Below are 12,743 nucleotides of genomic sequence, written 5' to 3'. Positions count from 1 at the left end.
CGGCTCATGATCCTTCCTCCGTGTTGCCCGAGAGCAGTAGGTAGAGCGCCGCCATTCGCACGGAGACGCCGTTCGAGACCTGTTCGCGCACCGTGGACATCGCCGAATCGGCGGCGCGAGACGAGATCTCGAGGCCTCGGTTCATCGGGCCGGGGTGCATCACAATGCTATCCGGCCCGAGACGCGCGAGACGCTCATCGTCGAGGCCCCAGCGGCGGGAGTATTCGCGCGGGTTGGGGAAGAACGCGTCGCGCATGCGCTCGGTCTGGATGCGGAGCATCATGACGACATCCGGCCGGCCCTCGTCGATGGCCACGTCGAGGTCGTAGAGGATGCGTGCGGGCCAGGCCGCGAGATCGACGGGAAGCAGAGTCGGCGGGGCCACCAGCGTGACCTCGGCGCCGAGGGTGTCGAGCAGCCACACGTTCGAGCGGGCCACGCGGGAGTGCAGGATGTCGCCCACGATCGTGACCTTCACGCCGTCGAGTCCCGCGCCGCGCGAGGCCCCGGGTCGCAGACGGCGACGGATCGTGAAGGCATCGAGCAGCGCCTGCGTCGGGTGCTCGTGCGTGCCGTCGCCGGCGTTCAGAACGCCCGCGTCGATCCATCCGCTGTTGGCAAGCGTGCGGGGTGCACCCGAGGCGCCGTGGCGGATCACGACGGCGTCGGCACCGATGGCCTGCAGCGTCTGGGCGGTGTCTTTCAGGCTTTCGCCCTTCGACACGCTCGAACCCTTGGCGCTGAAGTTGATCACGTCGGCCGAGAGGCGCTTGGCGGCCGCCTCGAACGAGATGCGTGTGCGCGTCGAGTCCTCGAAGAAGAGGTTGACGACCGTCTTGCCGCGCAGCGTGGGCAGCTTCTTGACCTCGCGCAACTGCGTGTCGGCCATGTCTTCGGCGATGTCGAGCAGGCGGATGGCGGCGGCGCGATCGAGATCGCGGGTCGAGAGCAGGTGCCTCATGCGTCGGCCCCCTCGATCGACACGTATTCGTCGCCGTCGAGTTCGGTGAGACGCACGTTGATGCGCTCGTCGAGGGCGCTCGGCAGGTTCTTGCCGACGAAATCGGGTCGGATGGGCAGCTCGCGGTGGCCGCGGTCGATCAGGGCAGCGAGCCGGACGACGCGCGGCCGGCCGTAATCGCCGAGGGCGTCGAGCGCCGCGCGAATGGTGCGGCCCGAGAAGAGGACGTCGTCGACGAGCACGACGGTCTTGCCGTCCACTCCCCCGGCGGGGATGCGACTGGGCTGGGGGTTGCGCGTGGGATGCCGCCCGAGGTCGTCGCGATAGAGCGTGACGTCGAGGGCCCCGAACGGGATGTCCTGGCCGGAGATCTGGCTCACGAGCCCGGCGACCCGCTCGGCGAGGAGGACGCCGCGGGTGGGAATGCCGAGAATGACGAGGTCGTCTGCGCCGCGGTTGGACTCGAGGATCTCGTGTGAGATGCGAGTCAACGCCCGGGCGATGTCAGCCTGGTGAAGCACGGTTCGCGCGCTCATTCAGACTCCCTTCTCCGCCTCTCTGGACGGTGTTAAAGGTTGCCGATAGTGAGACTCAGCCTAGCAGGATCACGCCTCGTACAACTCGAGCGGCAGGCCATCCGGATCGAAGAAGAAGAGCATCTTTCTGCCCGTGTGCGGGTCGATGCGCACCTCTTCGACGCGCACCTGCTGCTCGACGAGCTCGGCGCGGCAGGCATCGACGTCGTCGACCGCGAACGCGAGGTGGCGCAGACCCTGGGCTTCGGGGCTCGGGCGCACGGGAGCGTGAGGGAACGAGAACAGCTCGATGAGGTATTCGCCGTTCAGGGCGAGGTCGCCCATCCAGCTGTCGCGCTCGGCGCGATACACCTCGGTGAGGAGTTCGCAGCCGAGCACGCGCTCATACCAGGCCTTGGACGCCTCGTAGTCGCTCGCGATGATCGCGATGTGGTGGACGCGCTTGAGCTTCATCGACGGTTAGAGCGCGGCGTTCGACTGGGCGATCTTGGCCAGCAGGCCGTTGATGAACCCGGCCGAGTCGTCGGTGGACAGCGTTTTGGCCGCCTCGACGGCTTCATCGATGGCCACGGCCGTGGGGATCTCGTCGTTGAAGAGGATCTCCCAGACGCCCATGCGCAGGATGGCGCGGTCGAGCGTGGGCATGCGCTGCAACGTCCAGCCCTGCGCGTAGCTCTCGATCTGCTCGTCGATTTCGTCGCGGTTGTCGATCACGCCGTCGACGATGTCGCGGGCGTACAGCCAGGATGCTTCACGCTGCGGCTCGCTGGCCGCGCGTTTGGCTTCTTCTTGCAGGGCGTCGGCGAAGTCCATCTCGCGCAGATCGGCGACATAGAGGATATCGATGGCCCGTTTGCGGGCCTTGGTGCGGGCGCTCACTAGTCGCTGACGCGACCCAGGTAGTCACCGGTGCGGGTGTCGACCTTGACCTTGGTGTTCTGCTCGACGAAGAGCGGAACCTGGATCTGGTAGCCGGTCTCGACGGTGGCGGGCTTGGTGCCGCCGGTCGAACGGTCGCCCTGCAGGCCGGGCTCGGTGTAGGTGATCTCGAGCACGACGGATGCGGGCAGGTCGACGTAGAGCGGGTTGCCGTTGTTGAGCGCGATGGTGACCGTCTGGTTCTCGAGCAGGAAGTTGGCGGCATCGCCGACGACTGCTGCGGGAACGTTGATCTGGTCGTAGTCGGCGGCGTCCATGAACACGTAGTTGTCGCCGTCGTTGTAGAGGTAGCTGTATTCGCGGCGGTCGACGTTTTCGATGTCGATCTTGGTGCCCGCGTTATAGGTCTTGTCGACGACCTTGCCGGTCATGACGTTCTTCATCTTGGTGCGCACGAAGGCGCCGCCCTTGCCCGGCTTCACGTGCTGGAACTCGATGACGTTCCACAGCTGGCCGTCGATGTTCAGGACCACGCCGTTCTTGATGTCAGCGGTAGATGCCATGGGGTTTTGGTGTCCGTTCGTGAGGTGTGGAGGAGGCATCTGCGATGCCCGACGTTCGAGTTTAGCGGCAGACGGGTTTCGCGGCCAATGGAGCGCCGTCTAGCGCGTCAGCAGGTAGTGCAGGGCGAGGCGGTAGGAGTCGAAGCCGAAGCCCGCGATGACCCCCGTGGCCACGCCCGAGATGACGCTCGTGTGGCGGAAGCGTTCGCGCGCGTGGGGGTTCGAGATGTGCACCTCGACGAGCGGGATGTCGACCGTGTGCAGCTGCGCCGCGGCATCCCGGAGCCCGTAGCTGTAGTGCGTGAAGGCCGCCGGGTTGAGGATGACGGGGGTGCGGGTATCGACGGCCTCGTGCAGCCAGTGGATGAGCTCGGATTCGTCGTCGGTCTGACGCAGGTCGATCGCCACGGGAGCAGCGTCGTCGGTGCCTCCGGTTGCGCCGGCCGCCCGTGCCGCGTCTTCGGTCAGCGCCGCGCGGAGTGACTCGAGGTCGGCAGAACCGTAGACGTCGGGTTCGCGTGAGCCGAGCCGGCCGAGGTTCGGGCCGTTGAGGACGAGGATGCGGTCGGTCATGGGTGTCAGCGTAGCGCCGCTCACGACGCGATCTCTTGGTACGCGGCGAAGAGCAGCGAGGTGTCGGGGCTCGTGAGCACCGTTGGCTTGCCGATCTCGTCGAGAACGATGAAACGCAGCATGCCCGAGCGCACCTTCTTGTCCTTCTTCATGGTGGCGAGGAGCGTGGGCCAGCGGCCGGCCGGGTATTCGTGCGGCAGCGAGAGCGAGTCGAGGATGCGTCGGTGTCGGTCGACGGCCTCGTCGGAGAGCCGGCCGGCGAGGCGCGAGAGTTCGGCGGCGAACATCATGCCGACGCCGACGGCCGCGCCGTGCCGCCACTGGTAGCGCTCGGCGTGCTCGACGGCGTGGCCGAGCGTGTGGCCGTAGTTGAGGATTTCCCGGAGGCCGGCCTCACGGAAGTCCTCGCCGACGACGCGCGCCTTCAGGCCGATGGCCAGCTCGATGACGCGACGGAACTCGGGGGTGGAGGGATCGGTCGCGCGGTCGATATCCGCTTCGACGATGTCGAGGATCTCTGTCTCGGCGATAAAACCGGCCTTCACGACCTCGGCGAACCCGGCCAGGATCTCGTTCTTCGGCAGGCTGTCGAGGAGGTCGAGGTCGGCGAGCACGGCGGCGGGGGCGTAGAACGAGCCGACGAGGTTCTTGCCCTCATTGGTGTTGATGCCCGTTTTGCCCCCGATGGAGGCGTCGACCATGCCGAGCACCGTGGTGGGGATCTGGATGAGGCGCACGCCGCGCAGCCAGGTGGCCGCGACGAAACCGGCGAGGTCGGTGACAGCGCCTCCCCCGAAGCCGATGACGGCGTCGGTGCGTGCGAAGTCGGCCTGACCGAGGATCTGCCAGCAGAAGGCGGCCACCTCGACGCGTTTCGCACCCTCGGCGTCTGGCACCTCGGCGAGCAGCACCTCGTAGTGTTCGCTGAGCTCGGCGCGCAGCTTCTCGGCTTTGGCGCCGACCGTGGGCGTGTGCACGATGAGCACCTTGCGCACGGCGTCGCCCAAGTCGGTGGGCAGGTCGCCCAGGATGCCGCGGCCGATGCGGATGGGGTAAGGCGTGGTGCCAGGAACCTCGATCACGGTCGTGCCAGTTGGGCCGGTAGTGCCGGCGGTGCTGGGCGTGCCGGCCGCGCTCTCGGCGGTGCCGGTGGCGCTGCCGTTGTCGATGCTGTCGGCGCTGCCGTTTTCGGTGGTGCTCATGCTTTCTCCTTCGCCCAGGTGGCGATGCGATCGGCGATCTGCATGATCGGGCCGGTCGATGTGTCGAATGTGACGCTCGCGAGCGACTGATAGATGTGGGCGCGTTCGTCGTAGATGCGCTGCCAGTTCTCGATGCCGTCGGCGAGCAGGGGGCGGGCGTCGGTCGAGATGCGGGCCGCGACGGCCTCTGCGGTGACGGTCAACAGCACGACGGGATGCTGCCGCAGATCGTTCTGGGTGTCCTCGTCGAGGATGGCGCCCCCGCCGAGCGAGACGACGGCCTTCTCGGTGAGGGCTTGGCTCACGGCGTCCCGCTCCAGCCGCCGGAAATACTCCTCGCCGTGTTCGCGAAAGATGTCCGTGATCGGCCCGTGCTGTGCGACGACGCGTTTGTCCGTGTCGACGAACGGAACGCCCAGCGTGCGGGCGACGCGTCGTCCGACCTTCGTCTTACCACTGCCCATCGGCCCGATGAGCACGACCGGGAGCGGCGGATGCTGGGCCACGATCCCTACGCTCCGGCGCGGGTCTCGGCGCCGCTGTCGTTGTCGGTGCCGTCGCCGCCGCCAGTGGCGATGTCGGTGGCGACGTCGGTGGCGACGTCGGTGGCGATATCGTTGCCGTAGTCGTTGTCGGTGCTCGGGGTCGTTCCCCAGTCGCTCGGCGGTGCAACGGTCGCGTCCTGCCCGGTACGCAGTTCGGCGGGGATGGCGGCGAGGTACGCCTTCAGGTTGCGACGGGTCTCCTCGATGGAGTCGCCGCCGAACTTCTCGAGGACCGAGTTCGCGAGCACGAGCGCGACCATGGCCTCGGCGACGACACCCGCCGCGGGCACGGCGCACACGTCGGAGCGCTGGTGGTGCGCGCCCGCCGCCTCGCCGGTTGCGACATCCACCGTGCGGAGCGAGTGCGGAACCGTCGCGATGGGCTTCATGCCGGCGCGCACGCGCAAAACGGTGCCCGTCGACATGCCGCCCTCGGTGCCGCCCGCCTTGTCGCTCGAGCGCAGGATCTCGTCGCCGATCTGGAACAACTCGTCGTGGGCTTCGCTGCCGCGGCGCGTGGTGGTGAGGAAACCGTCGCCGATCTCGACGCCCTTGATGGCCTGGATGCCCATGAGCGCCTGCGCCAGCTGGCCGTCGAGGCGGCGATCCCAGTGCACGTGCGAGCCGAGGCCGGGGGGAAGGTTGTAGGCAAGCACCTCGACGACGCCGCCCAGCGTGTCACCCGTGTGCTTGGCGTCGTCGACTTCGGCCACCATGCGCGCGCTCGTGGCCGCGTCGAAGCAGCGCAGCGGGTCGGCGTCGAGTGCGTCGACATCGGACGGTTTCGGCAGAACAGCGTCTTCGGGCACCCGGACGGGGCCGATCGACAGCGTGTGGCTGACGAGCTCGATACCGAGTTCGCCCAGGAAGGAACGCGCGACGGCGCCGAGGGCGACCCGCGCGGCGGTCTCGCGGGCGCTCGCGCGTTCGAGGATGGGCCGGGCCTCGTCGAAGCCGTACTTCTGCATGCCGACCAGGTCGGCGTGACCCGGGCGCGGGCGCGTGAGCGGAGCGTTGCGGCCGCGCGACTTCTCGGTGGACTCCACCTTCTCGGGGCTCATGACCTCGACCCATTTGGGCCATTCGGTGTTGCCGATGCGCAGGGCGATGGGGCTGCCGAGGCTCTCGCCGTGCCGCACGCCACCCGAGATGTTGAGCTGATCCTCTTCGAACTTCATGCGCGAGCCGCGCCCGTAGCCGAGTTTGCGGCGGGCGAGATCGGCGCGGATGGAGTCGAGTGATACGGGAATCCCGGCAGGCAGACCCTCGATGATGGCAACGAGTTCTGGGCCGTGGGACTCGCCTGCGGTGAGCCAACGAAGCATTGCTCCATCCTTCCACATCCGCTGGGCGTGCCCTCGCAGATGACGGCCGCATGGTGGGGCGCTCCCCTGCGCCGTGGGTCTCTCCCTACGTCGTGGGACGCGCGATGCCGACGGCACCGAACATCGCACTGAGGATGCCGGACTCGTCGGGCAGCACGGAGAGGGGATCGCCGAGCACGAAGATGCGCACCTGGATGAGGGCCTGGTGCACGAGCATGTCGAGCCCGCTGGCTGCGCGGCTGCCGTGTGCGGCCCACTGTTGTCCGAGCACACTCGGCCAGGGGTCGTAGGCGACGTCGAGCAACGTCGAGCGTGCGATCAGGTCGTCGGGCAGCGGATGCTCGAGCGAGGCCGTGCCCGGAAGCGTCGAGATGACGGCATCCACATCCTCGAGGTCAGCCCAACCTGTCGCGAGTTCGCGCACGCGGAGCGCCACACCGAGTTCCTCGGCCACGTCGTGGAGAGGCTCGGCACGCTGCGCCGAGCGGGCTGCGACCGTGACGTCTCGCGCGCCGAGTTGCGCCAGCGCGGCGAGTGCGGAGGCGGCGGTGGCGCCGGCACCCAGGACGAGACCGTGACCCACGCTCGATGTTCCCGCATCGCGCAGCGCGCCGACGATGCCCGCGACGTCGGTGTTGAACCCCTGGATGCGGCGGTCGCTCGCGGTGCCGAGCAGCAACGTGTTGACTGCCCCGGTCACTTGCGCGGTGCGGTCGAGCGTCTCGGACAGCGCGAACGCCTGCTGCTTGAGTGGCATGGTGAGCGACAGCCCGCGCCACTCGTCCCCGAGGGCCGAGACGACATCAGCGAGCTGCGGGACTTCGACCTGACGCCGGTCGTAGACCCAGTCGAGACCGAGCGCGCGGTAGGCCGCGGCATGAAGATCGGGTGACTTCGAATGCTCGATAGGAGAACCGAACACGGCGAGGCGATGAGAGCCCGCTCCCGCTCCCCCGGTCGTGTGGACCGCCGAGGCGACGCCACCGACGGTCGTCTCGGCGTCCACGCTATCCGCCATAGTCGGGGTTGTCCTTCATCCACTGCTGCCACTTGCGCACGCCGGCCTCGTGCTCTTCGAGCGTGTTGGAGAAGACGGTTTCGCCGGTCTCGAGGTTCCAGGTGACGAAATACAGCCACGAGCCGTCGGCCGGGTGCACGGCGGCGTCGATGGCGATGTCGCCGGGGTTCGAGATCGGGCCGATCACCATGCCGGGGTGCACGTAGGTGTTGTACGGGTTGTTGGCGTCGGCGCGTTCGGCGTCGGTCGTCGTGACGAGGTGCGTATTGCCGGTGCCGTATGCCACCGTCGCGTCGGACTGCAGCAGGCCGCTCGGCCAGAGCGCCGGGTCCGACCGGTTGAGGAACACACGGGCGACCTTCGGGTAGTCGTCGCGGAGCCCGGCCTCGCGCTGCACGAGCGCCGCGAGCACGACGGTCTTCCAGCGGTTCTCGGGCGCGACCCCGGCCTTGTCGAGCGCCTCGTACATGCGATCGACGAGGCGCTTGAGGATGTCGTGCGCCGGCGTGTTGGGTTCGAACTCGTAGGTCGCCGGGAACAGGAAACCTTCGAGCGTCTTCGCTTCCGCTGGCAGTCCGAACGATGCGGTGTCGGCTGCGGCGGCGTTGAGATCGTCGACGGAAACCCCGGTACCCGACGAGATGAGGTCGAAGGCATCCTTCATCGCGGTGCCCTCGGGGATCACGAATCCGTTCGCCTGCTTGGATGCCGGGTCTTGGAGGGCATCCAATGCTGCCTGCGCGCTCATCTTCTTTGCCAGGGCGTAGGTGCCGGGCTGGAACACGGGGGCATCGGCCTGGGCCAGCAGAAGCTGGTAGAACGCGTCCTGGGATGCGATGACGCCCTCGTCTTTGAGGGTCTTCGCGATGTCTGAGCCGTTGTCACCCGAGATGATGGTGACGAGGACTTCGCCGCTACCGGACCCCTCGTAGTCGTCGGGCTCGTTGGTGGCGAAGATCGAGGTGATTCCGGGCACGATGGCGTTCCAGGCATAGACGCCGCCACCCACGATGAGGGCGAGGACGACCACGATCACGATGCCGGCGATGAGGCCTTTGCGGCTCTTCTTCTCGGGCTGGTCGTAGCCGAGGTGTGTCGAGCGGCGGCGGTCCGAGCGCGATGACGTGGCAGCCACGGGGCCGCCTGCGGCCGGCTCGTCTCCCGGAGTGGTCTCAACGGCACCGGTGATGACGCGCAGCCATTCGGCGTCTGAGGGCTCCTGGCGCTTAGTGATATCGGAAGAGTCGTCGGGAGCGCTGTCGGCGCTCGCACCCGCGCGGGAGTCGGCGACCGCCGCGGTGCCCGCGGTCGTCGTCGATGCGCTGGTGTCGGTCTGGTCTCGCCGCGATTCGGCCGACGAGACGCCTGTGCCCGCGGCCCGGTCGGCTAGGCCCGAGCTGACGTCGGACGCGGGCCGCGCCGAGCGGTCAGCGTCGGTCGGCGTCACACTCGGCATCGAGCCGTGCGTCGCGGCACGGCGCGCTGAGACCGGTGATGCTTGTTCGGCAGCTGCTGCTTCCGCATCAGCCTCGGCGCGCGCCCGACGCTCCTCGGCCTGGGCGCGACGGGATCGTTCTTCGCGCTGCAGGCGATCCTCCGCGCTCTGGCGCTGCGTCCGTTCACCGTCGCTCGGTGCGGCCGCCTGTTTCTCGGTCACGCGCGCCCGTACGGCTTCGTTCTCGCGGCCGGCCCGTGCGCGGATTTCTGCTGCGGCCTCGGCCTGCGCCGCTTCGTCGCGGCGACGTCGTGCCGCCTCGTCGGACGGGTGCAAATCTGAGGATGTCTCGCGTTCGTCCTGCGCACGTTCGGCTGCCTCGCGGCGTTCACGACGAGAGAGCTCGCGTTTGGATCCCGCGGCGCCCGAGGGGGAAGCGCTGTCGGAATTGCCGAAGATGTGATGGAACGGGTCTTGAGAGTCGGGTTTCTCAGCCACGAATGGGGGGTCCTTCGTTCGGGGCGACGATCACGCCGGGCGGCGTGCCACCACCGCGCTCAGCGTCGAGGGCATGTTGCAAAATGATGACCGCTGCGACTTGATCGACAATCTTACGGCTCGACTTCTGGCTCTTTCCTGAAACCCGGAGCGCGGAGTGCGCCGACACCGTCGAGAGGCGCTCGTCGACGAGGCGAACCGGCCGCAGGCTGGCCCCGGCCAATCGGGCGGCGAACTCGAGTGCATCGGCTGTGGACGCCGTGTGGGTGCCCGCGAGCGACAAAGGTAATCCGACGACGAATTCGAGGGCTTCCGCCTCGTCGGCGATGGCAATTATGCGCTGGATGTCGGAACCGCCGTCACCCGCCCGAGCCACCGTCTCGACGGGCGTCGCGAGCATGGCGAACCGATCGCTCTGGGCGACCCCGATGCGCACCTTGCCCACATCGACGCCGATGCGGATGCCCTGCCGAACCTCGGCCATCTGCTAACGAGCCACCTGGTCGGTGATGGCGGTGAGCGCTGCGTCGATGGCCGAGACGTCGGACCCGCCACCCTGTGCCAGATCGTCCTTGCCGCCGCCGCCGCCGCCGAGAACCTGAGCCGCTGTCTTGGCCAGCACGCCGGCCTTGATCCCAGCGTCGCGTGCGGCCTGGTTGGTCGCGACGATGACGACGGGACGACCGTTGACATCGCCCGCGATCGCCGCGATGGCCGCATCGCTGCCGAGGCGCTCGCGCACACTCGTGGCCAGCTGACGGAGGTCGTCTTGCGAACCGACCGCGCCGGCGTTCTGAGCGACGACGAGAGTCTGACCGATGCGCGCCGCGGACTCGACGAGCTGCGGCACCCGCTGGCTGAGCGCCTGCGATTCGAAGGCCTGGATCTTCTTCTCGGCCTGCTTCAGGTTCGCGACGAGTTCGGCGATCTTGTCGGGGAGCTGCTCGCGGGGCGTCTTGAGCGACGACGTGAGCTCGTTGACGAGTGCACGCTCGGCCGCCAGGTCGCGGAACGCTTCCAGGCCGACGAGGGATTCGACGCGTCGGTTGGTCGAACCGACCGACGACTCGCTGACGAGGCTGATCAAGCCGATCTCGGAGCTGCGCTCGACGTGGGTGCCCGCGCAGAGCTCACGAGACCAGGGGCCACCGATGTCGACGACGCGGACCACATCGCCGTACTTTTCGCCGAAGAGAGCCATGGCGCCGAGGGACTTGGCCTCGTCGATGGGCAGCTCGCGCGTGACGACCTCGAGGTTGTCACGCACTGCGTTGTTCGAGATCTCTTCGATCTCGCTGCGGGTCTCGGGCGAGAGAGCCTGATTCCACGAGAAGTCGAGCCGCAGGTAACCGGCTTTGTTGTAGGAACCCGACTGATGAGCGTTGGGGCCGAGGACCTGACGCAGAGCGGCGTGGATGAGGTGGGTGCCCGAGTGTGCCTGTCGTGCACCGCGGCGGTAGTTCGGGTCGACGACGCTCGTTGCGGCATCATCGACACCGACCTCGCCGAAGGTGACCTGCACCTTGTGGCTGATGAGCCCCTTGATGGGCTTCTGCACGTCGAGCACCTCGAGTTCGAACCCGGTGCCCACGATGAGGCCCTGGTCGGCGTCCTGGCCGCCCGACTCGGCGTAGAGCGACGTCTCGGCGAGGATGACCTCGGCGATGTCACCTGCCTGGGCCTTCTGCACGGATTCGCCGTCGACGATGAGCCCGAGCACACGCGACTCGGTCTGCAGCTCGGTGTAACCCGTGAACGTCGTCTCGCCGTGAGCGCGGAAGGCGCCGTAAACCGAGAGGTCGGCCAGGGCCGTCTTCTTCGACTTGGCATCGGCCTTTGCCCGCTGGCGCTGCTCACTCATGAGGCTGTCGAACGCCGTACGGTCGACCGTGAGGCCCGCTTCCTGAGCGATCTCGAGCGTGAGGTCGATGGGGAAGCCGTAGGTGTCGTGCAGCAGGAAGGCCGTGTTGCCTGGAAGGGTCTCAGCGCCCGTCTGCTTGGTCTTGTCGACGGCCAGGTCGAGGATGGTCGTGCCGCTCGCGAGCGTGCGGAGGAACGTCTCCTCTTCGCCGTAGGCGACCTGCGAGATGCGCGAGAAGTCGGTGTCGACCTCGGGGTAGGCGGACATCATGGCCTGACGCGATGCATCGAACAGCTCGGGGAACGTCGCCGTGTCGACGCCCAGCAGGCGCATGGCGCGCACGGTGCGGCGCATGAGGCGGCGGAGGATGTAGCCGCGGCCTTCGTTCGACGGTGTCACTCCATCGCTCATGAGCATGAGCGACGAGCGCACGTGGTCGGCGATGACGCGCATGCGGATGTCGTCACCGTGGTCGGCGCCGTAGCGTCGGCCGCTCAGGTCGGCGGCGCGATCGAGAACGGGTCGGACCTGATCGATCTCGTACATGTTCTCGACGCCCTGTTTGAGGAAAGCGACGCGCTCGAGCCCCATACCGGTGTCGATGTTCTTCTTGGGGAGCTCGCTGACGATGCGGAAGTCTGTTTTGCTCTGCACGTTGTCGACGAGGTACTGCATGAAAACGAGGTTCCAGATCTCGACGTACCGGTCGTCATCCGTTGCCGGTCCACCGTCGCGGCCGTAGGCGGGGCCGCGGTCGAAGAAGATCTCGGAGCAAGGACCGGCAGGACCGGCCTGACCCGTCGACCAGTAGTTCGTGTCGGCGCCGAGGCGCTGAATGCGCTCGTCGGGCAGGCCGGCGATCTTCTTCCACAGCGAGATCGCTTCGTCGTCGTCTTTGTAGACCGTGACCCACAGGTCCTTGGGGTCGAAGCCATAGCCGCCGTCGGACTCGGACGACGTGAGCAGCTCCCATGCATAGCCGATGGCGCCTTCTTTGAAGTAGTCGCCGAAGGAGAAGTTACCGTTCATCTGGAAGAACGTGCCGTGACGCGGGGTCTTGCCGACCTCTTCGATGTCGCTCGTGCGGATGCACTTCTGCACGCTCGTTGCACGCGGGTAGGGCGCGGGCACCAAACCGGTGAGGTAGGGCACGAACGGCACCATGCCGGCCACCGTGAACAGGAGGGTGGGGTCGTCGCTGACGAGGGAGGCCGAGGGGACGACTGTGTGCGAACGCTCGCCGAAGAAGTCGAGCCAGCGCTGACGAATGTCTGCTGTTTTCATGATTCCGTTCAGGTGGTGCGGATGGGGGCGTGCCTCTGGCCGACGGGGTGATCGACCGGCACC

13 protein-coding genes are annotated in these 12,743 nt (G+C 67.6%); all 13 read right to left on the bottom strand.

Annotation, left to right across the window (positions count from 1 at the left end):
• Positions 1-4: 4 nt before the first annotated feature.
• A complete protein-coding gene (locus ACZ6IE_RS07395; RefSeq protein ID WP_079727563.1) occupies positions 5-961 on the bottom strand; it encodes an aspartate carbamoyltransferase catalytic subunit in 957 nt (318 codons plus the stop codon).
• Positions 958-1,497, bottom strand: a complete 540-nt coding sequence (gene pyrR, locus ACZ6IE_RS07390) for a bifunctional pyr operon transcriptional regulator/uracil phosphoribosyltransferase PyrR (protein WP_077053228.1) — start codon at positions 1,495-1,497, stop codon at positions 958-960. The genes ACZ6IE_RS07395 and pyrR overlap by 4 nt, the downstream gene beginning before the upstream one ends.
• A gap of 69 nt (positions 1,498-1,566) precedes the next feature.
• Positions 1,567-1,950, bottom strand: coding sequence for a VOC family protein (locus ACZ6IE_RS07385; protein WP_464607401.1), 384 nt, complete (start codon positions 1,948-1,950; stop codon positions 1,567-1,569).
• Between the two features lie 6 nt (positions 1,951-1,956).
• Positions 1,957-2,376: a transcription antitermination factor NusB gene (gene nusB, locus ACZ6IE_RS07380; protein ID WP_464607400.1), complete on the bottom strand. Its 420-nt coding sequence runs from the start codon at positions 2,374-2,376 to the stop codon at positions 1,957-1,959.
• On the bottom strand, positions 2,376-2,939 hold the full coding sequence (efp, locus tag ACZ6IE_RS07375; RefSeq protein ID WP_464607399.1) for an elongation factor P: 564 nt from the start codon (positions 2,937-2,939) through the stop codon (positions 2,376-2,378). Before efp ends, nusB begins: the two co-directional genes overlap by 1 nt.
• Positions 2,940-3,038: 99 nt before the next feature.
• Positions 3,039-3,512, bottom strand: coding sequence for a type II 3-dehydroquinate dehydratase (locus tag ACZ6IE_RS07370; protein WP_464607398.1), 474 nt, complete (start codon positions 3,510-3,512; stop codon positions 3,039-3,041).
• A 20-nt stretch (positions 3,513-3,532) separates the two neighbouring features.
• Positions 3,533-4,714: a 3-dehydroquinate synthase gene (gene aroB, locus ACZ6IE_RS07365; protein WP_464607397.1), complete on the bottom strand. Its 1,182-nt coding sequence runs from the start codon at positions 4,712-4,714 to the stop codon at positions 3,533-3,535.
• The gene (locus tag ACZ6IE_RS07360) at positions 4,711-5,220 is read right to left on the bottom strand and encodes a shikimate kinase (RefSeq protein ID WP_464607396.1); all 510 of its coding nucleotides are present in this window, start codon (positions 5,218-5,220) and stop codon (positions 4,711-4,713) included. The genes aroB and ACZ6IE_RS07360 overlap by 4 nt, the downstream gene beginning before the upstream one ends.
• A gap of 5 nt (positions 5,221-5,225) precedes the next feature.
• The gene (gene aroC / locus ACZ6IE_RS07355) at positions 5,226-6,584 is read right to left on the bottom strand and encodes a chorismate synthase (protein ID WP_464607395.1); all 1,359 of its coding nucleotides are present in this window, start codon (positions 6,582-6,584) and stop codon (positions 5,226-5,228) included.
• 85 nt (positions 6,585-6,669) lie between these two features.
• Positions 6,670-7,602 (bottom strand): shikimate dehydrogenase, encoded by a 933-nt coding sequence (locus ACZ6IE_RS07350; RefSeq protein ID WP_464607394.1) that lies wholly within the window; start codon positions 7,600-7,602, stop codon positions 6,670-6,672.
• Positions 7,592-9,535, bottom strand: a complete 1,944-nt coding sequence (gene mltG, locus ACZ6IE_RS07345; protein ID WP_464607393.1) for an endolytic transglycosylase MltG — start codon at positions 9,533-9,535, stop codon at positions 7,592-7,594. The genes ACZ6IE_RS07350 and mltG overlap by 11 nt, the downstream gene beginning before the upstream one ends.
• The gene (gene ruvX / locus ACZ6IE_RS07340; protein WP_464607392.1) at positions 9,528-10,019 is read right to left on the bottom strand and encodes a Holliday junction resolvase RuvX; all 492 of its coding nucleotides are present in this window, start codon (positions 10,017-10,019) and stop codon (positions 9,528-9,530) included. The genes mltG and ruvX overlap by 8 nt, the downstream gene beginning before the upstream one ends.
• Positions 10,020-10,022: 3 nt before the next feature.
• Entirely contained in the window at positions 10,023-12,680 is a 2,658-nt protein-coding gene (gene alaS, locus ACZ6IE_RS07335; RefSeq protein ID WP_464607391.1) for an alanine--tRNA ligase, read from the bottom strand.
• Between the last annotated feature and the right edge of the window lie 63 nt (positions 12,681-12,743).

The organism is Okibacterium sp. AC114, assembly GCF_979253355.1.
Note: the sequence above shows the minus strand (reverse complement) of the source record. Positions and strands in the feature narration are given on the sequence as shown.